This is a genomic window from Cobetia sp. MMG027, assembly GCF_027947415.1.
GTDB lineage: Bacteria > Pseudomonadota > Gammaproteobacteria > Pseudomonadales > Halomonadaceae > Cobetia > Cobetia marina.
Genome location: NZ_JAQJIO010000014.1, coordinates 35,367 through 60,481 on the forward strand (window position 1 = coordinate 35,367; position 25,115 = coordinate 60,481).

A 25,115-nucleotide genomic window follows, 5' to 3' on the forward strand; every position below is an offset into this window, starting at 1 on the left:
CCTCAAAGGGCGGCCTTGGCGTGTCTGGTGAGCAGTCTCCATCACTGCCCTACTTATCTACCTACCTCTCTACCTATCAATCAAACACTCACCCATAGAAGTGCTCGACAAGGCTCATGGGAATCGCCGGCACGTAGGTGACCAGCATCAGCACCAGGAAGAGCACGAAGATCATCGGCAGATTGACCTTGGTGGTTTCCCACATGTCCGTTCTGGCAATCGAGCAGGAGGTCGCCAGCACCGAGGCAACGGGGGGTGTCTGCTGACCGATGGCGAGGTTTAGCGTCAGAATCAGGCCGAAGTGGATCGGGTCGATCCCGATCTGCTGGATCAGCGGCATCACGATCGGCACGACCAGGATGATGGCCGCTGCACCATGCAGGAACATCCCCAGCAACAGCAGCAGGATATTGAGCAACGCCAGCACCGCCACCGGGTCCGTGGTCAGTGAGGTGATTTCCTGCGCCAGTTGCTGCGGCAGCTGCATCTCGGTCAGAAAGAGCCCCAGGACGGCTGAGGTCGCGACCAGCAGCATGACGACGGACGTCTGGATCACGCCATCGATCACCGCCCGATACAGCACCTGCAGATTCAACTCGCGATAGACCAGTCCACCGATGACCAGCGCCGCCAGCACGGCGATGCCCGCCCCTTCCGTAGCGGTCACGAAGCCGCCGAAGATTCCGCCCAGGATGATGACCGGCAACGTCAGCGCCCAGAAGGCTTCCCGGAACGCCTTGCCAAGCGCCGACAGCGAGAAGGCAGCCTCACGCGGCATGTCGTACTTGCGGGCATAGTAGTAGCAAAGCACTGCCAGGCCGAATCCCCCCAACAGGCCCGGAATGATTCCCGCCACGAACAGTTTGACGATGGAGGTATCCGCGATGGCGCCATACAGGATCATCGACAGCGACGGCGGAATGATGATCGCCAATGACGCGGAGGATGACGTGATGGCCGCCGAGAACTCTGGCGTGTACTTGCGCTTCTTCATCTCGGGAATCAACACCGACCCCGTGGCTGCCACGTCCGCGACAGCTGAGCCGGAAATCTCGGCAAAGAACAGTGACACCCCGACATTGACCATGGCCAGGCCACCGCGCACGAACCCCACCATCGCCGTGACGAGATTGATCAGCCGCATGGAGATGCCTGACGTGTTCATCAGCGCACCGGCGAGGATGAACAGCGGAATCGCGATCAGCGGAAACTTGGTCGCGCCATTGAAGAGCGTCAGCGGCACGTTCACCAGCGCGTCCACACCCATGAAGATCACCACCCCCACGACCCCCACCGTGCCGATGGCAACCGCGATGGGCACGTTGATCAGCACCAGTGCGAACAGGGCCGCGATAATGATCAGTAGCGTCATGAGCGGTGCTCCTTGAGGTCTTCCTCGGCCAGGCGGATGGCTTCCGCGATCTCTTCCTCTTCGCTGTTGACGCCTTCACACATCTTGCGCCATGCGTGGGGCAGGCTCAGCAGCTCACACACGATGAAGAGTGCCGCACTGAGCGGGATCACCGACTGGGTGACATCCAGGCCGATGCTCGGCAAGGCGATCAAGGCATCCCAGGCCAGCACGTCCAGCACCTGATACCCGAACCAGCCCACCACGGCAAAGAATCCGATCACGATTAGCTCAGAGGTAATGAACAGCGTGCTGCGCAGTGCGATGGGCGCCTTGGTGATCAAGCCGGGAAAGCCCATGTGCGAACGCTTCAAGGCCGCGAGACAAGCGCCATAGAAGCTGAGCCAGGCCAGATTGATCGAGGCGACCTCGTCATACCACGGCAAGGAGCCACCGAAGGTACGCAAGGCCACTGCCGCCAGCACGATCACCGTCAGCGACAACAGCAGGCCGACGGTAAATACCTCAAGGCAGCGTTCTACCACACGGTTGATCCTGTCCAGCACTGTCAAGTCAGCCTTGGCCGTCAGTCCTTCCCCACTCTCGGTGGGGAAGGTTGCCTTGGCCGCATGGGAATGCGAGCTCATGACTTACTCCTCGGCCAGTGCCATGGCCCGGTCAACCAGCGCCTGGCCGCCATCGACCTTGTCGGAGAACGCCTGATAGACCGGCGCACTTGAAGTGACGAAGGCATCCCGGTCCACCTCGTTGACGGCCATGCCACCCGCCTTGAGGCTTGCCAGAAGCTTGTCATCAAGCTCCGCACCCTTGGCGAAGGCCCAGCTCTGGGTCTCGGCGGAGACTTCGGCAATCGCTGCCTTCACGTCCTCGGGCATCTTGTGCCAGCCAGCCTGACTGCTGGTCAACCAGATGGGCGAATAGACATGATTGGAGAGTGACAGGTACTTCTGCACCTCCTGGAACTTGGCGCCATCGATGTTGGACAGCGGGTTCTCCTGACCATCGACGACCCCGGTCTGCAGCGCCACGAAGACTTCCGAGAAGGCCATCGGCGTCGGGTTGGCGCCCCAGGCGTTGAACATGCCGGTCCGCCATTCGCTCTGTGGGGTACGCAGCTTCAGCCCGTCCAGGTCTTCTGGCGCAACGATCGGATGCTCGTTGTTGGTGATCTGACGGAAGCCGTTCTCCCAGGTGGAGACCAGCTTGAGGCCCTTGGACTTGGCATCCTCGGCCAGATCCGTCATCACGATCGCATCATCGATGCGCTTGAGGTGTTCACGGTCCTTGACCATGAACGGCATGTCGAACAGGGCGAAGCTTGGTGACACGGACGACATCACCGAGGAAATCGCGGCCAGGTCGACCGTACCCAGGCGCAGCTTCTGGATCAGCTGACGCTCATCCCCCAGCTGCCCACTGTGGTAGTACTCGACCTGATGCTCATCGCCGAGCCGGGCTTGCAGGCTATCGGCGAAGTACTGCGCGGTCTGGCCCTGCAGACTGTTGGGACTTCCCCCGATGGCAAACACGATCTTCTCGGCATGCGCGGTCGTGGTACCCAAGGCGGCGGCTAACAGCGTGGCGGCAAGCATGACTCGCTTCATTGTCGAATCCCTTTGATTGTTCTGATTATGGGTATGGACGTATCGCGTCTGGCATGACGCTTGAGGACGGTGAGCGTGTGCTGGCGACGGAGCTTCGAGCGCTTCACGCGCAAGAGCCGCCTTCCTCAAGTGGACTGCAAACCATACCAGATAGAGCAGAACTTAGACGCCTTCCGACTCAAGGGTCAATCCAATTGGCGCAGAAATAGACCTTTGTCTAGACAAATACGCAATATATCGCTCTACACCATAACATCTGGCCTGCTTTGCAAACCACATGATGCCTGATGGCGGTGCTCCAGACGCGAAGGCCCCACCGGCATCGCCGGCAGGGCCTGGACAGATCAGGACATCAACCTCGATGTCTCTTCAGCGGGGCCATGAGCTGGCACTCACCATGGCGCAGGGGGGGGCTTACGCACCGCCTCCCCAGGCCACGGCATCATGGGGGTGAAGGCTCTCGATATGCCGCACATGGACATGCGCCTCACCCTGTGAGACCGCCAGGCCATTGATCAAGCGGCGCGCCGCGTCTTCGACGAACATCAGATTCTGACCATTGAGTGCCGCAAACGCCTGCTCATCGGCACGTTTCACGGCCGTCTGGACGGGCGTCGCTACGGCCTGCTCGATGGCATCGATCAGCGCGATCAGTCCCAGATCCTCGGCCTCAGGCTTGAGGGTGACCCGGACAATCGCTTCACTGCGCTGGCTGTGGGGTGTGGCCAGGGTGGCATGGTGGGTGAGCCACTCGGCGACCTGCTCAGGCGTCAGCGCGGCATCATTGCGGTGAGCCTCCAGAAACGCCTGCTCGATCAGCTGACGCGACAGGGCCGCCGAGCAGGGACAGGTGGAGGAATAGCCCACCGTGACACTGGCCTGCAGCGTGAACCTGCCCTCGTGCAGACTGGCCTCCAGCGTGACGGGATACGACTTCCATCCGTAGAGTGCCGGCGTGACTAGCGCCGGACGCTTCACCAGCAGTGCGAACGCCATCTTCACGCGGGCATTGCGCGAGGCGCAGTCATGATGACTTTCGACCATTGCAGCGAGCACATCCCGCAGACTGCCGGGGGTCAGCGCCTTGCCCTCCGCCAGCCCATCCAGCAGACGGTAGAGGCGCGACATGTGAATGCCCTTGGTGTGCGGCATCGGGAGGTCGACCTGCGCATCCACGCGGGCATGCAATTCACGGCGGTAATCGCCCTCCTCGATGAGCACGGGCAGATCGATCCCCTGCATGCCCACCCACTCAAGGGGGCTCAGGGAACGGGAGCGCTCGGTCAGGGAAACGTCGGGGAGTATTGCGGTCATTCGTCAGATATCCAGAGCGGCTCTCATCAGTGCCGCCTCCCTCACGCCGGTGGGAGGCAGACACTGAGCTCAGCCGAAGTGTGGGGGAGTGTCAGGAGAGGTGAAGAACAGAGCGCTGACGGCTCGCCGTCAGCGCAGGATCATCCCGCCAGTCGCGAGGAGTGATGACCGGTGATCTTCCACTCGCCGAGGATCTCCTCGAAGGTGAACAGAAAGCGGGCCGGAATCGTGACCGTCTCGTCAGCGACGCGATACTCGAAGGTGTAATGCCCGCCGATCACCACGGTGCCCAGCTTGCGACTGACTCGTGGCGAGTACTCACCCAGCTCGCAGGCCAGCGCCTCATTGGCGAGAAAACCATCGAAATAGGCCTGCCGTTGCTGGCGATTCTCACGCACATCATCGGCGACCGTCGGCACCAGAATCGCGTCCTCGGCATACAGCGAGAGAAGCGTTTCCTTTTCCCCACGCGTGACGGCGATCGCCCAGCGTTCGAGCGTGCGCGTTGCGGCATTGATGCAGAATTCAGCGTCACGTTCCGTCAATGGAGGGGACGTCGGATGGGGCATGCAGTGGCTCTCCCTTGAGGATGGTGCTCTTGAGGATATGGAAGGAAAGACGGGAATCTGCCGGCCTCCCTGTCCTGGTGTCACGTGATCGCTCAGGCGTCGGCACACTGCAGGATGCCCTGCCCCAAACGCTCGATCAGCTGCGGATAGAGTGTCTCGCCCAGCGGCAGCCCGACCCCCAGCGGCTCGAAGACGATGGAGGTCTTGACGCCGGTCCCCTCGAAGACACTCTCGATCAACGCCGGGTTGTACTGTGGCTCACGGAAGACGCACTGGATGTTGTCCCGCGCCACGCGCGCCTGGATCTCCTTGACGCGCGCCGGGCTGGGCGTGGAGGCATCGCCCAGTGAGATGGCACCGGACGCGGGAGCATCGAAGCGGTGCTCGAAGTACTGGTAGGCATCATGGAAGACGATGTAGCGAGTGCCCTGCACCTGTGCCAGACGCGCTGACAGTGACTCTGTCATGGCGTCGAGCTCCCGCTGGCCCGTCTGGGCATTCCTGCGATAGGTCGCAGCATGCTCCGGGTCCTGCGCTGCCAGCGATTCCGCGATCGCCGCCAGCCAGAGACGCGCATTCATCGGGTCCAGCCAGCCATGCGGGTTCATGCCAGCGTGGGCATGCTCATGGTGCTCGTCATGGCCGTCGTGATGCTCGTCGTGCTCCGCATGGGCTTCGTGACCGCCATCATGATGCTCGTCATGGTCACCGTGCTCTTCATGATCACCATTGTGATGCTCTTCGTGATCGCCATGCACTTCATCATGTTCGGAAGATGCCTCGTCATCATGATGATGCGCTTCGAAGGTGGCGCCCTCGCGATAGCGCAGATGAAGGGTGCCGGGCACTTCCATCAGCTCGAGGGTGTCGGCATCCGCGGCCAGCGACGCACGCGCCTTGGCAAGCCAGGGCGTCAGCTCATCACTGACGAAGAACACGATATCCGCGTCGGCCAGTGACCTGGCCTCCGAGATCCGCATGGAATAGCCATGCGGCGAGGCGCCGGGCTGGATGACAAGCTCGGGACTTCCCAGCTCCCCCATGACGCGCGAGACCAGTGAATGCACCGGCGGGATGTCTACTGCGACGGATGGCACTTCCGCCATGGCCACGGCGGGCAGCATCAACACTGGCAGCGAGAGGAAAGGCAGCAACCGATTGCGCATGACGGTTCTCCAGAAGATGCGATGACACGGAAGGAAGTTCGGAGACGCTACCGTCTCGACTCAATATGTTATAACATAACACTTACGATCACTGAACCGTCAACGTTGTCATTCTTCAAGGGCCCGCTCCCCATGCCGCTGTTATCGATCGAGAACCTCTGCGTCACCCTCGGCAAGCACCGCATTCTCGAGGAGATCGAGCTACAGGTGGAACGCGGTGAAATCGTCACCCTCGTAGGCCCCAATGGGTCGGGCAAGTCCACGCTGCTTCGCAGCATCATCGGGTCCATTGCTCCGTCGCACGGTCGGATACAACGAGAGCCGGGACTCAAGATCGGCTATGTCCCTCAACGTCTGAGCCTTGACCCGACGCTGCCGATGACGGTGGAACGCTTCCTGAACCTGCCAAATCGACACTCGCTGGATGCCGTGGCGCATGCCCTCCTGCAGGCCGGCATTCCCGGTGCCGAGGTTCAGCAGATCGCCAGTCTCTCCGGTGGTCAGTTCCAGCGAATTCTGCTGGCTCGTGCACTGCTGGATTCGCCTGATCTCCTGCTGCTGGATGAGGCGACCCAAGGCCTGGATCATCGTGGCATCGCGGATTTCTATCGTCAGATCGACCGTGTCCGTCACACCCTCGGCTGCGGAGTGCTGATGGTCAGCCACGAACTGCATGTGGTGATGCGCGCCTCCGACCGCGTCGTCTGCCTGCATGGGCACGTCTGCTGCCAGGGCACGCCAGAGCGCGTCATGGCCTCACCGGCCTATCAGGATCTGTTCGGACTCGATACCGCTGACGCCCTCGCCTTCTACCGACATGACCATCGACACAGCCATCGACACAGTCATCACCACAGCCACACGGCGCCGCCGATGGATGACAGGGTGCCGCCTGCACAGCCCCTCACGACACCCGCGACACCGATCACCGAGAGATTGTACTGATGCTTGACGCCCTCATGGACGACTTCATGGTCCGCGCCGCTCTGGCAGGCATTGCCGTGGCGCTTGCGGCAGCGCCCCTGGGCTGTTTCGTCGTCTGGCGGCGCATGGCCTATTTCGGTGATGCCACGGCCCACGCCGCGATTCTCGGGGTGGCGCTGTCACTGTTGATGTCCACCTCGATACTGGCAGGCGTGCTCGCCGTCTCACTGATTATGGCAACATTGGTGACCCTGCTGAGCGGACGCGGCTATGCCATGGACACCCTTCTTGGCGTCATGGCGCACTCCGCGCTCGCCTTCGGGTTGGTCGCCGTGTCCTTCCTGCCTGGCGTACGGATCGACCTGATGGCCTATCTGTTCGGCGATATCCTGGCCGTCAGCAAGACGGATCTTGCGATCATCGCCACTGGCGGCCTGCTGGTCCTCGGGCTGCTTCGCTGGCGCTGGTCAGCCCTGCTCACTGCGACACTCAATGAAGACCTGGCGCGCGCCAGCGGCATCAACCCGCGACGCGAGCAGCTGGTGCTGACACTGTCGCTGGCCGTGGTGGTCGCGGTCGCCCTGAAGGTGGTCGGGGCGCTTCTGATCACCGCGCTGCTGATCATTCCAGCGGCCACGGCACGCCGCTTCTGCCACACCCCAGAACTCATGGCGGTTACCGCTGCCATCATCGGCGGGATTTCCACCACGGGCGGTCTGCAGGCAGCCTACTGGCTGGATACGCCCACCGGCCCCACCATCGTGTGCCTCGCGACCCTGCTGTTTGCCCTGAGCACTGCAGCGGCACGCATCTCACGCCTCGTTTCTCAGACCGGCAGCGAGACTTCTACTCGAGGTTGACCTGGTGCATGCCCCTACAGAGGCCCGATGAGTGCGGCATGATAGCTAGCGTTCTTCATCAGTCATTAGCTTGCGCAGCAGACAGGCAAGCTGATGTTGCTCATCGCTGTCCAGCGCACTCGCCATCCGGTGCTGATTCTCGACATGCGCTTCCAGAGTGGTGTCGATCAGACGACGCCCTGCTTCCGTCAGCGCGACGCGATTGCTGCGCCGATCCTCATCACTGGCCTGGCGTTGCAACAACCCTCGCTTCACCAGCTGATCTATCCGCGTGCTCATGGCACCGGAAGAGAGCATCAACGTCTGATACAGCTGAGTCGGGGTCAAGGGCACCTGTGAACGTCGCAGCGTCGCCAGGATGTCAAACTCGATAGTCGATAGGCCCTCCTTCTCGAATACCTGCTCCATCCTCGAGCCAAACACACGACCTGCCCGGCTGATACGCCCGAAAATGCCCATCGGCCGGCAATCCAGATCGGGACGAGCTTCCTCCCACTGCGCAAGAATGCGATCCACGGTATCCAACATCATGAAACCTCCCAGTTATCTTTCCCAAAAGATACTTTGACGTCGGCGGTTTTGCGAGTACTCTTACATTTATCTTTTTAAAAAGATACTTCTAGGAGAGACAAGCATGCCATCTTCACACCTGAAGGTTCTCGCCATGACCGCTACAGCCCCGATCATATGGGGGAGTACTTACCTGGTGACACAGACCCTTCTCCCTGCCGACACGCCATTCACCGCAGCCACCATTCGCGCCCTTCCCGCGGGAATACTGATTCTGCTCTGGACTCGACAGACCTTGTCGGGAGGGTGGTGGGTGAGGGCCATGGTACTGGGCACCCTCAATATCGGACTCTTCTTTACCTGCCTATTTGCCGCGGCATACCGCATCCCCGGCAGCATGGCCGCCTTGCTGCTGGCAAGTCAGTCGGTGTGGGTTCTACTGTTGAGTCGCTGGTGGCTAGGGACAGACTTCAACATGACAGCCGCAATGCAGTGTGGACTGGGCATGGTCGGAGTGGTGATGCTGCTCAATCCCGGCCAAGGTGGACTGGACATGACAGGGGTCGGAGTCGCAATGCTCGGTGCTGTGTCGATGGCCGCCGGCATCGTACTCAGCAAGCGCTGGCAACGTCCGCCCGACGTCAGTCAATTGAGCCTGACGGGCTGGCAATTGATCTTCGGTGGACTGTTGTTGCTGCCTTTGGCCGCCTGGTCGGAAGGTATTCCGACCACCCTCGAGCCGCAACATCTGCTGGGCTATGGCTACCTGATCCTGCCGGGTGGCGTGCTCGGCTATGGCCTCTGGTTTGCCGGCGTCCAGCGACTGCCCGCCTTTTCCGCATCACTGCTGGGAATGCTCAGCCCGCTGACGGCAACTGTGTTGGGTTTTCTATTGATGGGCGAGTCATTCGGCTCCCTTCAATGGCTTGGCACTCTCTGCATCGCTTCTGCCCTGACATGCCCCCTCTGGGTATCGCTCAAGCGACGTAGCACTCAGCCAAGCCGTCATGAATTGACTCGATGACACAACAGGGAAAATCCCACGTGCATAGACAGTCTGTCTTGAACGGGAAAGTCATCTCTTCAAGGAACGAAGAGCAGGTGCATCAAGCAATGAACGTAGAAAAAGAACACCCCACTGATCGCGGATCAGTGGGGTGGTTTGGTGAGTGCCAGCAGATCAGGGACTCAGGTGCTATCGCTCATTCCCAGGCGGGAAACGGGTCCGGCAGAATACGCCAGGCTTCCTTGCCTGCCAGCAGCGTGGCGTCATCGAGCAGACACTCATCCAGCGCCTGGCGGATACGGTCTTCCTCCAGGTTCTGACCGATGAACACCAGCTCCTGGCGCATGTCGCCGAAGGGCTCTTGCCATTTTTCCTGGATCGACGCCAGGTACTCGGGGTCTTCGGGCCATTCGACCTTCGGTACCGCCTTCCAGAACATGCCACCGAACCCATAGTGGGCGATGCCACCGGCCTGGTTCCACTGCCCCGCGAACTGCGGGCGCGTGGCCAGCCAGAAGAAGCCCTTGGAGCGCAGCAGCTTGCCACCGAACCAGTCACCGTGGAGCAGCTGGTGGAATTTCTCGGGATGGAACGGTACGCGCGCATGGTAGGAGAAGCTCGAGATGCCGTACTCCTCGGTCTCCGGCACGTGCTCGCCGCGCATCTCCTTCAGCCAGCCCGGTGCCTGCTGCGCTCGATCGAAACTGAAGCGACCGGTATCCAGCACCTTGGAAAGCGGCACGGCGCCCTGCGCCATGGGCAGAATCTCGGCCTCCGGGTTGAGCGAGCGCAGCACGGCCGACAGCTCATCCAGCTGGGTTGCCTCGATCATGTCCGTCTTGCTGATCAGCAGCACATCGCAGAACTCGATCTGGTCAACCAGCAGGTCGGCGACATTGCGCTCATCGTCCTCGCCGAGGCTTTCCCCGGCGTCGGCCAGTGACTGCGCCTCGCGATACTGAGCAAGGAAATTGGCGCCATCCACGACGGTGACCATGGTGTCGAGGCGCGCGACATCGGAGAGGCACTGGCCATCCTCATCCTCGAAGGTGAAGGTTTCCGCCACCGGCAGTGGCTCGGAAATGCCGGTGGACTCGATCACCAGGCAGTCGAAGCGCCCCTCCTCGGCCAGCCGGCGGACCTCGATGAGCAGGTCCTCGCGCAGCGTGCAGCAGATGCAGCCATTGCTCATCTCCACCAGCTGCTCCTCGGCGCGATTGAGCGCTACCTCGCTGCCTGTGCCGGGCGCGCCACGCACCATGGCGGCGTCGATATTGACCTCGCTCATGTCATTCACGATCACCGCCACCCGCCGCCCTTCGCGGTTGGCCAGGATGTGATTGAGCAGCGTCGTCTTGCCGGCGCCCAGAAAACCGGACAGCACAGTGACTGGCAGGGATTGTGGCAGGGGCCGCGACAGGGCTTGAGACGGGGATTGCGTTGGAGACACTCGGGGGGAAGTCATCAGGCGGTACCTCGATAGGATAGGGTCTTGGCCACGTCGCTTTCGCCTGGAGGCATTCTTGCCGGCGCAGGGTCAGGGCGAGGGACAGGTGAGTGCCTGGACGTGGGGGACCGCTGGTTTCTCGATCATCAGATGCGGTAAATGATACGTTATAACATAATCTTCCGTCAGCCATTTTCTGATGAAGCGCCCCACCTCCTTGTCTCATCAGCATCAGAAAGAAAGAAAACGCCCCGCTGGCAAGCCAGCGGGGCGTTTCTCGTCGTGAGCAGAATGTCAGGTGACGATCAGACTGCCATCATCACGGCAGAGGCCATCACTGCCCCGCCCACCAAACGAGACGCGATGGTTGGCACGCTCATCAGGCGCTGACCCACTGCACGGCCCAGCAACGCCAGGGCCAGTGTCGCGACCACGAAGCCCGCCATGTAACCCATGGCACTGCCAGCCGCCGGCATTTCCAGCGCGTGGGCGAAGCCGTGGAAGGCCATGAAGCCGGCCACCATGACGGCGCCAGCCAAAGTCGGCAGACGCAGCAGCAATGCCACCAGAGCACCGGACACCAGCACCGAGAGCAGGATGCCCTGCTCCGCGATCAGCGCATGCAGCGCCTGTCCACCGCTTAGAAGCGCAATACCGGCCCCCGCCAGCATGCCGAAGGCCATCAGCAGCGGCGTACCGACTCTCAAGGCCCGTGACTGGCGTGCACTCCAGATGCCGATGGCCAGCATGGCCAGCAGGTGATCCAGCCCGGTGAAGGGATGCGTCAGGCCGGCCATCAGTCCCTGGGCATCATGGCCGGGGTGTGCGGAGGCCGAGGTCGCCACCAGCAACAGTGAGGTGGCCAGCAGTGCGGAGTGAGAACGCTTCATGTGTCATTCCTGAACAAGATGATGATAAATTCACCCGATATCCGTCATGTGTCGACTACCGGGAGACAATGGATTCCTGGCAAGCGGCAGAAAACGCTGCGCCGTCAGGCCTGTGCGGCCAGCTTTTCCGGGCGGCGCTCAGGCAGCATGCCGCGATCCAGTATGAAGGCGATGATCTCTTCCAGGCCGACGCCGTCATACAGGTTGGCGAACACGAAGGGCCGCTCGCCACGCATCTTGCGCGAGTCGCGGTCCATCACCTCAAGCGAGGCATGCACCTGCTCGGCGATGTCGATCTTGTTGATGATCAGAAGGTCGGACTTGGTGATGCCCGGCCCGCCCTTGCGCGGAATCTTGTCGCCTGCCGAGACGTCGATCACATAGAGCGTGAGATCGGAAAGTTCGGGGCTGAAGGTCGCGGACAGGTTGTCACCGCCGGATTCCACCAGCACCAGCTCCATGTTCGGATGGCGGGCCTGGAGATCATCGATGGCCGCCAGATTCATCGAGGCGTCTTCGCGGATCGCGGTATGCGGACAGCCGCCGGTCTCGACGCCGAGAATGCGGTCCGCCTCCAGTGCTTCATGGCGCAGCAGGAAATCGGCATCTTCGCGGGTGTAGATGTCATTGGTGACCACCCCGATGTCGTAGTGATCGCGCAGGGCCAGACACAGCTGACGCAACAGCGCCGTCTTGCCGGAGCCTACCGGCCCACCCACTCCTACGCGTAGACAATGCTTCATGACAGCTTCCTTTCTCGTGAGATATCAGGCGTTCGTGTCGGTCGGTTCAGGCGCCGCCGCCTCAGGACAGGCGGCGTTCACTCAACTCCTGAACAGACGGGAATATTGGGTTTCGTGCTGGGCGGAGGCGAGTGCCAGCCCCGGCAGTATCGGGCCAAGCGCTGCATCCGGGCGCTCAAGCGCCTGTGCGACGACCTCCACTACGCGGGGTCGCAACTGCTCGGTCAGGCGCTGCGCGGCGGTGTGCCCAAGCGGCATGGCCTTGCAGGCCACCGCCAGCTGGTTTTCCAGCCAGGCCCAGGCGAAGCCGATCAAGGTCTGGCGCAGTGGCACCCCACGCTGGTGCGCCACCCAGGCGAACACCGTGACGTAGCCCGGTGTCTCGGGCATCAGCGCCGCTGGTGGTTCAAGCGCGAGGCTTCTGAGCAGGCGCAGCAACGCCGCCCCGAGACGCGCGTCCTCATCGCTGAGTTCGGCGGTTTCGCGTGTCGCCTTGAGCCAGCCATCCCACTCATTGAGCGCCGCCGCATCCTCCTCGGCCCATGCCTGCTGCAGGCGCACCAGCAACGGCAGTTCGCAACGGCCGAGCCCGTCTTCCAGCACGCCGTCGATCCACTCGCCAAGCTCCTGCTCCTGAGTGACCCACCCCAGTTCGAAGGCACTTTCCAGCCCCTGGGACCAGGCAAAGGCACCGATGGGCAAGGCCGGACTCACCAGCTGCAGGAGCCCCAGCAGTGCAAGGTCCTCCTGAGCCGGCAGGCCCGCCATGGCATCAGTGCTCATGCGTGTGCTCATGGGCGTGGCTGTGAGAATGACCGTGGCTGTGCTCATGCCCATGCCCATGCCCATGCCCATGCCCATGCCCATGCCCATGATCGTGAGAATGAGACCCCTGTCCCGCCTGGGCATAGGCGCCCGACTCAGGATCAAAGGGCGCCTCGTGATGAGTGAGGGTCGCGCCAAGGCGCTCGGCCAGCGCTTCCAGCACGTGGTCCGGCGGGAAGCGCACCCAGCCGGTTTCGCCCTTGGCTTCAGCATCAGCGTCAGGCGTATGCATGCCGATCGCCAGCTGCACATGGCGATTGCCCAGGTGATAGCAGAGCGCCGCCATCGGACGCCCGGCGGCGATGTGGGCAGTCACTACCGGCTCATCCGCGGCGCGGATGCAGATCACCTCGCCCTCGCGCGAGGCCAGCCGATCGCCGTCACGCAGCACCGGTCCGCGATCCAGAAACAGGCCGACCTCGCGCCCGCCGTCCGTGGTGGCACGCAGCCGCCCGCGGATGCGCAGCTCCAGCGGCAGAGTCAAGGTATCCAGAGGCTCCGCCTCGGTGTGAGCGCTCGCTGGGTCGCCTGAGCCACTGGCGTCTGGCAGGCGATGTATCAGTTCCATCATGGCGTCAATCTCGAATAGGGAATCAGAACAGGCACTTGAAACAGGCCCTCAGAACAGGTCTTCAGAACAGGTGATAGCGCTGGGCCAGGGGCAGCTCGGTGGCAGGCTCACAGGTCAGAAGCTCACCGTCGGCGAAGACTTCGTAGGTCTCGGGGTCGACCTTGAGCTCCGGGCAGGCATCGTTGAGTTTCATGTCACGCTTGCGCACCTGGCGTACGTCGCGACAGGCGGACAACGGGCTGTCGAGTCCGAGGGCCTCGCCGACACCGGCCTTGAGTGCCGCCTGAGAGACGAAGGTCAGGCGCGTGGCGCTGGCCGCCTTGCCGAAGGCGCCGAACATCGGGCGGTAATGCACTGGCTGCGGCGTGGGAATCGAGGCATTCGGGTCGCCCATCGGCGCGGCGGCGATCATGCCGCCCTTGAGAATGCAGGCCGGTTTGACGCCGAAGAACGCCGGTGACCACAGCACCAGATCCGCCAGCTTGCCGACCTCGATGGAGCCGACCTCATGGGCGATACCGTGGGTAATGGCCGAGTTGATGGTGTACTTGGCGATATAGCGGCGGGCACGGAAGTTGTCGGTGCCACGCTCGGCATCCTCCGCCAGCAGGCCGCGCTGCTCGCGCATCTTGTGCGCGGTCTGCCAGGTGCGGCAGATCACCTCGCCCACACGGCCCATCGCCTGGGAATCCGAGGACATCATCGAGATGACACCCAGATCATGCAGGATGTCCTCGGCGGCGATGGTCTCGCGGCGAATGCGCGAATCGGCGAAGGCCACATCCTCGGGGATGCTCGGGTCCAGGTGGTGGCAGACCATCAGCATGTCGAGATGCTCATCCACCGTGTTTACGGTGTAGGGACGCGTCGGGTTGGTGGAGGACGGCAGCACGTTGGGCCGCGAACACGCGGTGATGATGTCCGGCGCATGGCCGCCCCCGGCGCCTTCGGTGTGGAAGGTGTGGATGCAACGGTCCTTGAAGGCCGCCAGCGTATCCTCGACGAAGCCTGATTCATTCAGGGTGTCGGTATGGATCGCCACCTGCACGTCGTAGGCATCGGCGACTGTCAGACAGTTGTCGATGGAGGCCGGCGATGTGCCCCAGTCCTCATGCAGCTTGAGGCCGATCACGCCGGCCTCTATCTGCTGCTCCAGCCCCTCGGGCAACGAGGCATTGCCCTTGCCGAGAAAGCCGATGTTCATCGGCAGGCTGTCCACCGCCTGCAGCATCTTGCCGATATGCCAGGGCCCCGGCGTACAGGTGGTGGCATTGGTGCCGGTGGCCGGCCCCGTCCCACCGCCGAGCATGGTGGTGATGCCGCTCATCAGCGCCTCTTCCACCTGCTGGGGGCAGATGAAGTGGATATGCGGGTCGACACCGCCGGCAGTCAGGATCTTGCCCTCGCCGGCGATGATCTCGGTGCCCGGGCCGATCACGATATCCACGTCAGGCTGGGTGTCGGGATTGCCGGCCTTGCCGATGGCCGCGATGCGCCCGGCCTTGAGACCGACATCCGCCTTGACGATGCCCCACCAGTCCAGAATCAGCGCATTGGTGATCACGGTATCCATCACGCTCTCATCAGCGCGCTGGCTCTGGCCCATGCCATCGCGAATCACCTTGCCACCGCCGAACTTCACCTCTTCGCCATAGTGGGTGAAGTCCTTTTCCACCTCGATCCACAGTGCCGTGTCGCCCAGACGTACGCGGTCACCGGTGGTCGGGCCGTACATGTCGGCATAGGCCTGTCGCGTTATCTTCATGGGTTGCCTCTTGATCCCTGAGCCGCAGTCTCTGAATGAGCTCCAAGGTAAATGCCTGTCGGCGCCATTGCCTGACGCCTTGACGGAAAGGTTGTCACTCGCTCAGCGCTCGACACTGCCGTCATCCTTGAGCTGTCCCATCACCTCGCCACGGAAGCCATAGATGTGGCGACTGCCGGCGAAGGGAATCAGCGTGACGTCACGCGTCTGCCCGGGCTCGAAGCGAATCGCCGTTCCGGCGGCGATGTCCAGGCGCTGTCCGAGGGCGGCCTCGCGATCGAACACCAACGCCGGATTGGCCTCGGCAAAGTGATAGTGCGAGCCGATCTGGATCGGTCGGTCGCCGCGATTGCCGACCGAGAGCGTGGTGCGCAGGCGGTCCTCGCAGAGAGAGATCTCGCCGTCCGCCACCTGATATTCACCGGGAATCATCATTGCTCACCTCACACGATGGGGTTGTGAACGGTCACCAGCTTGGTGCCATCCGGGAAGGTCGCCTCGACCTGCACCTCGGGAATCATCTCGGCGATGCCTTCCATCACGTCATCACGGGTCAGCACCTCTGCCCCGCGCCCCATCAGCTCAGCCACACTCAATCCTTCGCGTGCGCCTTCCAGAATCTCGGCGCTGATCAACGCGATGGATTCCGGATAGTTGAGCTTGAGGCCCTTGGCCTTGCGGCGCTCGGCCAGCAGCGCTGCGGTAAACAGCAACAGCTTGTCCTTGTCTCTTGGCGTCAGTTCCATGTCGTGGCTCTTGTGGTTGTCATTGCGTGGGGGCTCTCGAGGTCAGGTCAGCCAGATACGCGGCACCTGTGCCTCAAGCCCCGTCATCATCGGGCGCAGGATCTGCCATGCCTGCTGGCACAGTGCCCAGGCCTCGTTGCGTTCATGGCCGAGATAGCGCAGCAGCAGCACGCCCTCGCGGCGTGTCACCGCCCATCGCGGAGAGGCAGGCATCGCCTCGCGCAGGGCCTCGATGGCCGCCGCCTCATCTGCAAGCCCGACCGCCCACAGCGTGGCCTGGACACTGCAGCCGCCCTGTCCCCAGCGCCCCGTGAAGCGCGGATGCAGCGGGTCCAGCGACTGGCGCTCGATCCACACTGGCTTGCCGTCACGCGTCAGGCGGAAGCGTTGTTCCAGATGGCCGCTGACGAAGGGCAGCTCACCGACGGGCCGGCCGAGTGCCAGCACTTCCCAGCCCAGACAGCGAGCATTGCCCTCAAGCTCGAGAGTGGTGGTCTGCTCGCCGCGCGAGCCATTGAAGGCCAGCGTTTCCTGAGGCAGCCATTCCAGGGTGGCGCCGTCGGCGACCTTGAGGTGCGTATGCTGGCCCCAGGCCACGCCATTGCGATCCGCCTTGTAGAGCTTGGCCGCCGCCGGCGTGGTCAACAGCACCTGCGCGCCCTGCTCGACCTCTGCCGTGATATGCAGCGCATCACCACTGACCAGCCCGCCGGGAGGGTGCAGCAGATAGACATGGCAGCAGCCGTGGCGGCCCTCAGGGTAGAAGGGGCGCTGCACGCGCAGCGGGCCGTGGTGGCGACGACGCGTCAGACGCGTGATGGGGCCTGCGCCATCGCGGGTGTCGGTCTCGAAGCGCAGCGCCAGCGAGGCCTGCCACTGACGCTGATCATCGAAGCGATGGCCGGACGCGACATCCGTCGCGCCGTCTGCGGAAATCATGCGCTGGATGGTCATACGGTCAGGTGCTGCTTGATCAGTTCATCGGACAGCGCCGCGATCTCGCCTTCGGCCACCCGCCGGCCGCGATCCATGATCACGAAGCGATCGGCGTACTTGCGCGCGAAGGGCAGCTTCTGCTCGACCAGCAGCACCGTCAGGCCGTCTTCCTTGATCAGGCGCCGAATGACCTCGCCTATCTGGGCGACGATATTGGGCTGGATGCCTTCGCCGGGCTCATCGAGGATCAGCAGCCGCGGCTCGATCACCAGCGCGCGGCCGATGGCGAGCTGTTGCTGCTGGCCGCCGGACAGGTCGCCCCCGCGCCGGTGACGCATCTCCTTGAGCACGGGAAACAACTCATAGATGCGCTCGGGAATCTGGCGCAGTCCATCACGACGTACGGCCAGCCCGGTGCGCAGGTTCTCTTCCACCGTCATCATCGGGAAGATCTGACGCCCCTGGGGGACATAGCCGACGCCCAGGCGGGCACGCTCCTCGAGCTTGCGGCGTGTCAGATCAAGGGGCTCGTGGCCACTGGCATCGCCACTGATGTTCTCACCACTACCGCCCTCGCCCTCGGCGCGGTACAGGAGCTTGCCGTCACGGACACTCTCCTCGCCCATGATGCATTTCATCAAGGTGGTCTTGCCGACACCGTTGCGGCCCATCACGCAGGTGCATTGGCCGGCGGGAATCTCCAGCGTGAGATCCCACAGCGTATGACTCTCGCCGTAGAACTGATTGAGCGACTCGATGCTCAGCAGCGGCGCCACGTCATTCGTCGCCGCATCATTCGTCTCCGCGTCACGGGTCGGCGATGCGGGGGACATCGGGGTATCGGTCATCTGCGCTTGCGTCATCCGTCACTCTCTCCCAGGTAGACCTCGACGACCTTGGGGTCGCTCGATACCTCATCCATGCTGCCTTCCGCCAGTACCGAGCCCTGATGCAGCACCGTGACCTTGCGCGCGATGGAGCGCACGAAGCCCATGTCATGCTCGACCACCACCACCGACTGGCGTCCCGCCAGGCTGGTCAGCAGCTCCGCGGTGCGTTCCATCTCCTGCTCGGTCATGCCGGCCACCGGCTCATCGACCAGCAGCAGACGCGGTTTCTGCATCAACAGCATGCCGATCTCCAGCCACTGCTTCTGGCCGTGGGACAGGATGCCCGCCTCGCGCGCATGCCAATCCTTGAGATGAATCGTCTGCAGCACTTCCTCGATCCGATCCCGAGTCTCGCCGGTCATGCGCGCGGTCAGGGTCGGGAAGATGCGCTTGTCGGTGGCCATCGCGAGTTCGAGATTCTCGAACACGCTGAGCGCCTCGAAGACGGTGGGCTTCTGGAACTTGCGACCGATGCCCAGGGTGGCGATCTCGGGCTCACTCATGTGCAGCAGATCGTGTCGGCTGCCGAACCACACCGAGCCACTGTCGGGGCGCGTCTTGCCGGTGATGATGTCCATCATCGTGGTCTTGCCCGCGCCGTTGGGGCCGATGATGCAGCGCAGCTCGCCATCGTCGATGGTCAGATTGAGGTCGTTGATCGCCTTGAAGCCATCGAAGCTGACACTGACATCCTCCAGATAGAGGATCGGCCCGTGGGTCACATCCACCGGCGAGACGCGTGGGGTCAGGAAGTCGAACACGCGATCCCGCGTGGCCATCTCTTTCAACAGGCTCATGCAGTGGCCTCCTGCTCGGTGGGACGAGTCGCGTTCGTCGGATCAATCTTCGCCCTGGACGACGAGCGCCTACCCCAGCCACGCTGGGCGAACAGGCCGGCGATGCCCTTGGGCAACAGCACGGTGACCAGCACGAACAGACCGCCGAGAGCGAACAGCCAGGCGTCCGGCATGATGCCGGTGAACACCGTCTTGGCGTAATTGACGATCAGCGCGCCCAGCACGGCGCCGTAGAGCGTCGCGCGGCCGCCGAGCGCCACCCACACCACCACCTCGATGGAGAACAGCGGCGAGAACTCGCCGGGATTGATGATGCCGACCTGCGGCACATACAGCGCTCCCGCCACTCCGGCCAGCATCGCTGAGACCACGAAGATGAACAGCTGGACACGTTCGACGCGATAGCCCAGAAAGCGCGTGCGTGCCTCGGCGTCGCGACAGGCGATGCTCACGCGCCCGAGCTTGGAGCCGACGATGCCGCGACACAGCAGATAACCGAGTCCCAGCGCCACACCACTGGCGATGAACAGCGCGACGCGCATGGCATCCGTGCGCAGATCGAAGCCCAGCATGTCCTTGAAGTCAGTCAGGCCGTTGTTGCCGCCAAAGCCCATCTCGTTGCGGAAGAACGCCAGCATCAAGGCGAAGGTCAGCGCCTGGGTAATGATGGAGAGATAGACACCGGTGACGCGGGAGCGGAAAGCCAGGAAGCCGAACACCAGCGCCAGCAGCCCCGGTGCCAGCAGCACCATCAGGAAGGCGAAGGCCGGCATGTCAAAGCCCTGCCAGAACCACGGCAGCTCCTGCCAGTTGAGGAAGACCATGAAGTCCGGCAGTTCCGGATTGCCATACACGCCGCGGTCGCCCACCTGGCGCATCAGGTACATGCCCATGGCGTAACCGCCCAGCGCGAAGAAGGCGCCGTGGCCCAGGCTGAGGATGCCCAGGTAGCCCCAGACGAGATCCACCGCCACCGCCAGCAGCGCATAGCACAGGTACTTGCCCAGCAAGGTGACGGTGAAGGTGCTGACATGCAGCGGATTACTCTCGGGCAGCAGCACATGCAGCAGCGTGACCGCGAGTACCGACAGTGTCAGGACTGCCAGGAATATCTGGGTGGAGCGCTCCGTGAAGGGGCGCGCCAGCCAGGAACGTGAATCAGGCATGGATCAACCCTCCGCGGCGCGGCCCTTCTGCGGGAAGAGTCCCCGCGGGCGCTTTTGAATGAACAGGATGATGAACACCAGCACCACGATCTTGGCGAGGACCGCACCCGCCCAGGGCTCGAGGAACTGATTGAGCAGTCCCAGCGACATGCCGGCCACCAGCGTGCCCCACAGATTGCCGACCCCGCCGAACACCACCACCATGAAGGAGTCGATAATGTAGTTCTGGCCCAGGTTCGGCCCGACGTTGGTGATCTGCGAGAGCGCGACACCGGCAAGGCCGGCAACGCCGGAGCCGAGTGCGAAGGTCATGATGTCGACACGCGTCGCCTTGATGCCCATCGAGCGCGCCATGGCACGGTTTTGGGTCACCGCCCGCACCTCGAGCCCGAGACGGGTGCGGCGCATGATCAGCATTAGCCCGGCGAACACGAACAGCGCGAAGCCGATGATGTAGAGGCGATTGAGCGTCAATGACAGCGCCTCATTGATCATCAGCGAGCCGCTCATCCACTCCGGCGTGACCACGATGCGATTCAGGGGTGAGATGGTGGTACGCACCAGCTGCTGCAGGATCAGGCTGATGCCGAAGGTGGCCAGCAAGGTCTCCAGCGGACGCCCCTTGAGGTGCTGGATGACGCTGCGCTCGATGATGACGCCCACCGCCGCCGCGACCAGAAAGCCTGCGGGAATGGAAAGCAGCAGTGCCAGTCCCGGCTGCCCGGGCAGCAGCTGCTGCATGCCCCAGGTGGTGTAGGCGCCCAGCATGATCAGTTCGCCATGCGCCATGTTGATCACGCCCATGACACCGAAGGTGATGGCAAGCCCGATGGCAGCCAGCACCAGTACCGAGCCCAGCGAGAGGCCGAAGTAGAGCGTCTCGAGCCCGCTGTTGAGCTTGAGCTTCTGCTCGATACCGGCCAGTGCTACCCGGGCGGCCTTGGCCAGCTGCGGGTCATCACTGGCCGCGGCACCATTGATGGCGGCGATCGCGGCGGCATTCAGGCTGCCGGACAGCGTCTCCAGCGCCGCAGGGTCGCCATCGGCTTCCAGCTGCTGGATGGCGAGCGCCTCCGCCAGGGTGGCGCGGATATCAGCATCGGCTTCCTGCTCGATCAGGCTCGGCAGCCGCTCGGCCATGGTCTCATCGACACTGCCGCGCAGGCCGCGCGCCGCCGTGAGCCGGACCTCGGCCTCCGGGGACGACAGGTCGATCATCGACAGCACGCCATCGATGTGACCGCGCAGCGAGTTGTTGCTGCGCAGTGTCTCGAGTTCACGTCGCGAGACCTTGCCGGCGGAGTCGCCGGACAGGGCGTCGGAAACGGCCCATTCGCGGCCGCGATTGTTGTCGATGATCAGGAAACGCTCGCCGCTCTTGAGGCGAGCCAGCTTGCTTGAGGAGAAGGCTTCCAGCCAGCCACGCGCGCGCTCATCGCCGCTCACGGCGATCTCATCGATCACGGTGGGCTTGGCGGGATTGCGCGCCTCGGCAAGTCGGGTCAGCAAGGTCTGGGCAGCGCTGTCAGACAGACGCGCTGACTGCCCAGTCGCGGATTCGGACTGGGCAGCGGCAAACAGGGGGAAGGACAGAAGACAGATCAGCAGCATCCTCTGCCAGCACCAGCGGAACATCATTGCAACGGAGATAGACATCAAGAAGGCCATCCATGGTGAACGCGCGAAGGCGTCATCAGTCTCCGAGGGCGTCGCGACCTCGGAGCCGACACTCAGCGAGGCGGCACGCAGGTTCACATGCGCGCCGCCTCACTCTCAGAACGTGCTACGCCTCATTGCGTGGCGACGTTCTGTTGAGCCCCACAGGAATGGGTCACGACGTTGTAGTTGCCGCACTCCATCGGTTTGCGCCAGTCACTGATCAGGTCCTTGGAACCTTCCAGATAGTCCGACCAGGCATCGCCTGCCACGGTGGAGGGGGTCTGCCAGACGACGGAGAACTGGCCGTTGTCCTGGATCTCGCCGATCAGCACCGGTTTGGTGATGTGATGGTTGGGCATCATGGTGGCGTAGCCGCCGGTCAGGTTGGGGACGGATACGCCGATGATGGCGTCCTTGACCGCATCGACCTCGACACTGCCCGCCTTGCGAGCGGCTTCCATCCACATGTTGAAGCCGATGTAGTGGGCTTCCATCGGGTCATTGGTGACCGCATCTTCCTTGCCGGTGTAGGCGATCCACTCATCGATGAAGTCGTAGTTGGTGTCGCTGTCCACGCTCATGAAGTAGTTCCAGGCCGCGAGATGCCCGACCAACGGTGCGGTATCGATGCCCGAGAGCTCCTGCTCGCCCACCGAGAAGGCCACCACCGGAATGTCCTCGGCATCGATGCCCTGGTTGGCCAGCTCACGATAGAACGGCACGTTGGCATCGCCGTTGATGGTGGACACCACGGCGGTCTTCTTGCCCGCGCTGCCGAAGGACTTGATGTCCGAGACGATGGACTGCCAGTTGGAATGACCGAAGGGCGTGTAATTGACCATCACATCCTCGTCGGCCACACCGTGAGACTTGAGGTAGGCGGCCAGAATCTTGTTGGTGGTACGCGGATAGACATAGTCCGTGCCTGCCAGCACCCAGCGCTCCACGCCCACATCGTTCATCAGATAATCCACTGCCGGAATCGCCTGCTGATTGGGCGCCGCCCCGGTATAGAAAACATTCTCCGAGGACTCCTCGCCCTCATACTGCACCGGATAGAACAGCAGGCCGTTGAGCTCCTCGACCACCGGCAGCACCGACTTGCGCGAGACGGACGTCCAGTTGCCGAAGATCACGTCAACCTTGTCCTGCGCCAGCAGTTCACGCGCCTTCTCGGCGAACAGCGGCCAGTTGGAGGCCGGATCGACCACGACGGGCTCCAGCTTGCGTCCAAGCAACCCACCCTTCTCGTTCTGCTTCTCGATCAGCATCAACATGGTGTCTTTCAGTGTCGATTCACTGATCGCCATGGTGCCGGACAGTGAATGCAGGATGCCGACCTTGATCGGTCCCTCTTCCGCCTGGGCGACATTGGCCAGCGAGAAACCGACACAGGCGGACAGCATTGCGGCAGCAATTTTCTTGTTCACGACATTCCCTCGTATCTTGTTGTACTTGTTATCCCGACTGAGGTAGTGCAATTGATGTGCCAGTCATAAGCAGGGGCGAACTGATGGAGGGAAACAGGGTGTCAGGAATCGGGCGCGCAAAGAGCGCACCAGTACAGTGCATAATCATGCGGCACGCCAAGCACACCGCACCAAAATAGGCCGATCCACGACAATGCAGAGTCAACAAGGAATACCAAAGCCACTCGAGGCGAGTGAATGACCATTCTCTAGAATGGTTATGCAAGAAGGTCACTAGAGGGAACAGGAGGTGTAACAGGCTTCTCAGACAGTGGCAGCATGCCCGAGAAGACCATGATCTTCTCGGACTCATCCCTCAGGATGACTACCCTGAAACGTTTCTGAAGGAGGTGGCAAGCGCTGATGGATTTCCTTTCGGTATTTTCGCAATGTCACCAGGCTGATGGATTTACCATGCTCAACCTCGAAGTAGAACTGCACCTTGCAGAGATCTCCTGAGTATCTCTCAAGCAGATGCTTTATCGCAGCTCTATCTACTGCAGAGAATTTTGGAGGACGACCAGGTCTGGGCCTGTCCTCCAACATCGTCCACCGAGTCACTTTCCACCTATCAATCCAATTGACAATCGATTCTTTTGTCACCCCCAATCGAATTGCCACCACCTTGGCACTGATGCCCTCATCCACAAGTAGAAGTGCCGTGGCTCTCAATGCCTTCTGCTTACCTCTATGGGTATTCCTGAACGCCTCAAGACAAGTTCTTTCATACTGACTCAGCATTGATGAAATTCTCCTTTCAGCATAAGACTCATGCCATTTACCACCTATCACCATATGGCAGAACAGTATCTATTTTTGGATTCTACTAACCCATAAACCTCTGTCTTTCCTCTTCACTGTGTCGCCACCTCGACGGAACAGTTGGACATGGATAATACCCAACAGGCACCAGCCACAGGCTATACAAGGTGTAAATATCTGTAAAACGTTTTATTATCGTTTAACTGTAGGGCAGCAAGATTAATCTTCAAGTACTACGCATCTCATGCTTTTGGCCAAAAATGATCACTAGCCAATTCATCAAAAATCGAATGAAGGAAACACAAAAGACAAAACCAGTTACCAAAAAGATACATTATGAAAAAATATATACATTATCGCGACATTTTGCGACACGAGATTCTCAACATTACAAACACGAGGCAATAGAAAAATAAAACCTACTACTCATTAAACGATAGATAAACAATCGCTCCTGAACAAATGATCCTCACCCTATAGCTTTGTGCAATAACTGCGATAACCCTCAGTAGATTTGACGCAGATCAATATTTAAGATCCCCCCTAACAAAGGAATCAAAAAGAAAAACTGCAAGGGAGAATCATCTATGCCGGTCAATGCCAAGGTCGCAGGACACAGCGGTCTGTCCTTACAGGACACTGTTCTTCGTCAAGTGCGTGAAGTCAGACTCAACGAAGCATCCGATGTGTCATTGGATATATCACCCGACGAAATCGCAGGTCTGTCTCGCTCGGGTGATGACCTTGTCCTGACACTGCAGAATGGTGAAGTCATTACCCTGGACGGCTTCTATATCGATCCACAGGAAGAAAGCCACCTGTATCTTCAGGATGATGACTTCGCTGGCGATATCTACCGCATCGACATGGCCGGCACGTCTCCCGGCAATATCCCCTACGAAGCCATACCAGTAGAAAACACGATTGAGTCCGCTTTTCTGGCCACAACATTGGGCGCATCAGGAACGACTCTGGCGGCACTCGGCGTGATAGGTGCTACGGGCCTGATGATCGGTGGCACCAATTCAGGTGGTGGTAGCCAGGATGATGATACGCCCAGCCCGTCCAATACCCCGGATGCTCCCGAGATTGTGTCAATCGTGGATGACGTGGACCCTGTCACG

The 25,115-nt window shown here is 61.6% G+C and carries 26 protein-coding genes; 4 read left to right on the plus strand and 22 right to left on the minus strand.

The annotated features are described in order from the left end of the window. Positions 1-88: 88 nt before the first annotated feature. From PJK54_RS16835 to PJK54_RS16860, 6 genes are all read right to left on the minus strand, one after another. The gene (locus PJK54_RS16835) at positions 89-1,372 is read right to left on the minus strand and encodes a TRAP transporter large permease (RefSeq protein WP_084208291.1); all 1,284 of its coding nucleotides are present in this window, start codon (positions 1,370-1,372) and stop codon (positions 89-91) included. Next, entirely contained in the window at positions 1,369-1,998 is a 630-nt protein-coding gene (locus PJK54_RS16840) for a TRAP transporter small permease (protein ID WP_144727211.1), read from the minus strand. The genes PJK54_RS16835 and PJK54_RS16840 overlap by 4 nt, the downstream gene beginning before the upstream one ends. A 3-nt stretch (positions 1,999-2,001) precedes the next feature. Then, a complete protein-coding gene (locus tag PJK54_RS16845; protein WP_200017207.1) occupies positions 2,002-2,976 on the minus strand; it encodes a TRAP transporter substrate-binding protein in 975 nt (324 codons plus the stop codon). Positions 2,977-3,390: 414 nt separating this feature from the next. After that, a complete protein-coding gene (folE2, locus tag PJK54_RS16850; protein WP_271303410.1) occupies positions 3,391-4,290 on the minus strand; it encodes a GTP cyclohydrolase FolE2 in 900 nt (299 codons plus the stop codon). A gap of 140 nt (positions 4,291-4,430) precedes the next feature. Beyond that, a complete protein-coding gene (locus tag PJK54_RS16855; protein WP_136938543.1) occupies positions 4,431-4,859 on the minus strand; it encodes a DUF4440 domain-containing protein in 429 nt (142 codons plus the stop codon). Between the two features lie 92 nt (positions 4,860-4,951). Beyond that, positions 4,952-6,025, minus strand: a complete 1,074-nt coding sequence (locus tag PJK54_RS16860) for a zinc ABC transporter substrate-binding protein (RefSeq protein ID WP_271303411.1) — start codon at positions 6,023-6,025, stop codon at positions 4,952-4,954. 132 nt (positions 6,026-6,157) lie between these two features. On the opposite strand from PJK54_RS16860, the gene PJK54_RS16865 reads away from it, so the two are divergent. Both PJK54_RS16865 and PJK54_RS16870 read left to right on the plus strand, forming a co-directional pair. Next, complete coding sequence (locus tag PJK54_RS16865) at positions 6,158-6,970, plus strand: ATP-binding cassette domain-containing protein (RefSeq protein WP_271303412.1); 813 nt, start codon at positions 6,158-6,160, stop codon at positions 6,968-6,970. Further along, on the plus strand, positions 6,970-7,809 hold the full coding sequence (locus PJK54_RS16870) for a metal ABC transporter permease (protein WP_271303413.1): 840 nt from the start codon (positions 6,970-6,972) through the stop codon (positions 7,807-7,809). The genes PJK54_RS16865 and PJK54_RS16870 overlap by 1 nt, the downstream gene beginning before the upstream one ends. Positions 7,810-7,854: 45 nt before the next feature. Here PJK54_RS16870 and PJK54_RS16875 read toward each other — a convergent pair whose 3' ends face one another. Continuing rightward, positions 7,855-8,340, minus strand: coding sequence for a MarR family winged helix-turn-helix transcriptional regulator (locus PJK54_RS16875; RefSeq protein WP_271303414.1), 486 nt, complete (start codon positions 8,338-8,340; stop codon positions 7,855-7,857). 103 nt (positions 8,341-8,443) lie between these two features. Between PJK54_RS16875 and PJK54_RS16880 the strand changes: the two genes are divergently transcribed. Next, positions 8,444-9,343: an EamA family transporter gene (locus tag PJK54_RS16880; RefSeq protein WP_271303415.1), complete on the plus strand. Its 900-nt coding sequence runs from the start codon at positions 8,444-8,446 to the stop codon at positions 9,341-9,343. 178 nt (positions 9,344-9,521) lie between these two features. Here PJK54_RS16880 and zigA read toward each other — a convergent pair whose 3' ends face one another. The 15 genes from zigA to PJK54_RS16955 all read right to left on the minus strand — a co-directional run bounded on the left by zigA (position 9,522) and on the right by PJK54_RS16955 (position 23,970). After that, positions 9,522-10,790, minus strand: a complete 1,269-nt coding sequence (gene zigA, locus PJK54_RS16885) for a zinc metallochaperone GTPase ZigA (RefSeq protein WP_271303416.1) — start codon at positions 10,788-10,790, stop codon at positions 9,522-9,524. A gap of 287 nt (positions 10,791-11,077) precedes the next feature. Beyond that, positions 11,078-11,662 carry a HupE/UreJ family protein gene (locus PJK54_RS16890; protein WP_271303417.1) on the minus strand — a complete coding sequence of 195 codons (585 nt, stop codon included), beginning with the start codon at positions 11,660-11,662 and terminating at the stop codon, positions 11,078-11,080. A gap of 104 nt (positions 11,663-11,766) precedes the next feature. Then, positions 11,767-12,405, minus strand: coding sequence for an urease accessory protein UreG (ureG, locus tag PJK54_RS16895; RefSeq protein WP_054556181.1), 639 nt, complete (start codon positions 12,403-12,405; stop codon positions 11,767-11,769). Between the two features lie 81 nt (positions 12,406-12,486). Beyond that, entirely contained in the window at positions 12,487-13,188 is a 702-nt protein-coding gene (locus tag PJK54_RS16900; protein ID WP_271303418.1) for an urease accessory protein UreF, read from the minus strand. Then, entirely contained in the window at positions 13,178-13,801 is a 624-nt protein-coding gene (locus tag PJK54_RS16905) for an urease accessory protein UreE (protein WP_271303419.1), read from the minus strand. The genes PJK54_RS16900 and PJK54_RS16905 overlap by 11 nt, the downstream gene beginning before the upstream one ends. A gap of 61 nt (positions 13,802-13,862) precedes the next feature. After that, a complete protein-coding gene (ureC, locus tag PJK54_RS16910; protein ID WP_141391992.1) occupies positions 13,863-15,566 on the minus strand; it encodes an urease subunit alpha in 1,704 nt (567 codons plus the stop codon). A 102-nt stretch (positions 15,567-15,668) separates the two neighbouring features. Next, on the minus strand, positions 15,669-15,998 hold the full coding sequence (locus tag PJK54_RS16915; RefSeq protein WP_054556303.1) for an urease subunit beta: 330 nt from the start codon (positions 15,996-15,998) through the stop codon (positions 15,669-15,671). Between the two features lie 11 nt (positions 15,999-16,009). Beyond that, positions 16,010-16,312, minus strand: coding sequence for an urease subunit gamma (gene ureA, locus PJK54_RS16920; RefSeq protein ID WP_024952521.1), 303 nt, complete (start codon positions 16,310-16,312; stop codon positions 16,010-16,012). Between the two features lie 42 nt (positions 16,313-16,354). Beyond that, positions 16,355-17,251: an urease accessory protein UreD gene (locus PJK54_RS16925; RefSeq protein ID WP_271303420.1), complete on the minus strand. Its 897-nt coding sequence runs from the start codon at positions 17,249-17,251 to the stop codon at positions 16,355-16,357. Between the two features lie 11 nt (positions 17,252-17,262). Continuing rightward, positions 17,263-18,015, minus strand: a complete 753-nt coding sequence (urtE, locus tag PJK54_RS16930) for an urea ABC transporter ATP-binding subunit UrtE (protein WP_200020000.1) — start codon at positions 18,013-18,015, stop codon at positions 17,263-17,265. Between the two features lie 92 nt (positions 18,016-18,107). After that, a complete protein-coding gene (gene urtD / locus PJK54_RS16935; RefSeq protein ID WP_271303421.1) occupies positions 18,108-18,935 on the minus strand; it encodes an urea ABC transporter ATP-binding protein UrtD in 828 nt (275 codons plus the stop codon). Beyond that, complete coding sequence (gene urtC, locus PJK54_RS16940; protein WP_271303422.1) at positions 18,932-20,101, minus strand: urea ABC transporter permease subunit UrtC; 1,170 nt, start codon at positions 20,099-20,101, stop codon at positions 18,932-18,934. Before urtC ends, urtD begins: the two co-directional genes overlap by 4 nt. 3 nt (positions 20,102-20,104) lie before the next feature. Further along, entirely contained in the window at positions 20,105-21,757 is a 1,653-nt protein-coding gene (gene urtB / locus PJK54_RS16945) for an urea ABC transporter permease subunit UrtB (RefSeq protein WP_442870691.1), read from the minus strand. A gap of 134 nt (positions 21,758-21,891) precedes the next feature. Continuing rightward, the gene (gene urtA / locus PJK54_RS16950) at positions 21,892-23,166 is read right to left on the minus strand and encodes an urea ABC transporter substrate-binding protein (protein WP_084208274.1); all 1,275 of its coding nucleotides are present in this window, start codon (positions 23,164-23,166) and stop codon (positions 21,892-21,894) included. A 372-nt stretch (positions 23,167-23,538) separates the two neighbouring features. After that, a complete protein-coding gene (locus PJK54_RS16955; RefSeq protein WP_271303423.1) occupies positions 23,539-23,970 on the minus strand; it encodes a helix-turn-helix domain-containing protein in 432 nt (143 codons plus the stop codon). A gap of 608 nt (positions 23,971-24,578) precedes the next feature. Here PJK54_RS16955 and PJK54_RS16960 point away from each other — a divergent pair. After that, the coding region (locus PJK54_RS16960) for a BapA/Bap/LapF family prefix-like domain-containing protein (protein ID WP_271303424.1) at positions 24,579-25,115 on the plus strand (537 nt) is incomplete at its 3' end.

Excerpts from the sequence above, each read along its gene's own strand:
- PJK54_RS16840 (WP_144727211.1), bottom strand. The coding sequence starts at position 1,998 with ATGAGCTCGCATTCCCATGCGGCCAAGGCAACCTTCCCCACCGAGAGT.
- PJK54_RS16865 (WP_271303412.1), top strand. The coding sequence starts at position 6,158 with ATGCCGCTGTTATCGATCGAGAACCTCTGCGTCACCCTCGGCAAGCAC.
- PJK54_RS16855 (WP_136938543.1), bottom strand. The coding sequence starts at position 4,859 with ATGCCCCATCCGACGTCCCCTCCATTGACGGAACGTGACGCTGAATTC.
- urtB (WP_442870691.1), bottom strand. The coding sequence starts at position 21,757 with ATGTCTATCTCCGTTGCAATGATGTTCCGCTGGTGCTGGCAGAGGATG.
- PJK54_RS16845 (WP_200017207.1), bottom strand. The coding sequence starts at position 2,976 with ATGAAGCGAGTCATGCTTGCCGCCACGCTGTTAGCCGCCGCCTTGGGT.
- PJK54_RS16835 (WP_084208291.1), bottom strand. The coding sequence starts at position 1,372 with ATGACGCTACTGATCATTATCGCGGCCCTGTTCGCACTGGTGCTGATC.
- urtA (WP_084208274.1), bottom strand. The coding sequence starts at position 23,166 with ATGCTGTCCGCCTGTGTCGGTTTCTCGCTGGCCAATGTCGCCCAGGCG.
- PJK54_RS16860 (WP_271303411.1), bottom strand. The coding sequence starts at position 6,025 with ATGCGCAATCGGTTGCTGCCTTTCCTCTCGCTGCCAGTGTTGATGCTG.
- ureC (WP_141391992.1), bottom strand. The coding sequence starts at position 15,566 with ATGAAGATAACGCGACAGGCCTATGCCGACATGTACGGCCCGACCACC.
- PJK54_RS16900 (WP_271303418.1), bottom strand. The coding sequence starts at position 13,188 with ATGAGCACTGATGCCATGGCGGGCCTGCCGGCTCAGGAGGACCTTGCA.
- PJK54_RS16915 (WP_054556303.1), bottom strand. The coding sequence starts at position 15,998 with ATGATTCCCGGTGAATATCAGGTGGCGGACGGCGAGATCTCTCTCTGC.
- urtC (WP_271303422.1), bottom strand. The coding sequence starts at position 20,101 with ATGCCTGATTCACGTTCCTGGCTGGCGCGCCCCTTCACGGAGCGCTCC.
- ureA (WP_024952521.1), bottom strand. The coding sequence starts at position 16,312 with ATGGAACTGACGCCAAGAGACAAGGACAAGCTGTTGCTGTTTACCGCA.
- folE2 (WP_271303410.1), bottom strand. The coding sequence starts at position 4,290 with ATGACCGCAATACTCCCCGACGTTTCCCTGACCGAGCGCTCCCGTTCC.
- PJK54_RS16905 (WP_271303419.1), bottom strand. The coding sequence starts at position 13,801 with ATGATGGAACTGATACATCGCCTGCCAGACGCCAGTGGCTCAGGCGAC.
- PJK54_RS16875 (WP_271303414.1), bottom strand. The coding sequence starts at position 8,340 with ATGATGTTGGATACCGTGGATCGCATTCTTGCGCAGTGGGAGGAAGCT.
- zigA (WP_271303416.1), bottom strand. The coding sequence starts at position 10,790 with ATGACTTCCCCCCGAGTGTCTCCAACGCAATCCCCGTCTCAAGCCCTG.
- PJK54_RS16925 (WP_271303420.1), bottom strand. The coding sequence starts at position 17,251 with ATGATTTCCGCAGACGGCGCGACGGATGTCGCGTCCGGCCATCGCTTC.
- ureG (WP_054556181.1), bottom strand. The coding sequence starts at position 12,405 with ATGAAGCATTGTCTACGCGTAGGAGTGGGTGGGCCGGTAGGCTCCGGC.
- urtD (WP_271303421.1), bottom strand. The coding sequence starts at position 18,935 with ATGAGCCTGTTGAAAGAGATGGCCACGCGGGATCGCGTGTTCGACTTC.
- PJK54_RS16890 (WP_271303417.1), bottom strand. The coding sequence starts at position 11,662 with ATGAAGCGTTCTCACTCCGCACTGCTGGCCACCTCACTGTTGCTGGTG.
- PJK54_RS16955 (WP_271303423.1), bottom strand. The coding sequence starts at position 23,970 with ATGCTGAGTCAGTATGAAAGAACTTGTCTTGAGGCGTTCAGGAATACC.
- PJK54_RS16870 (WP_271303413.1), top strand. The coding sequence starts at position 6,970 with ATGCTTGACGCCCTCATGGACGACTTCATGGTCCGCGCCGCTCTGGCA.
- PJK54_RS16880 (WP_271303415.1), top strand. The coding sequence starts at position 8,444 with ATGCCATCTTCACACCTGAAGGTTCTCGCCATGACCGCTACAGCCCCG.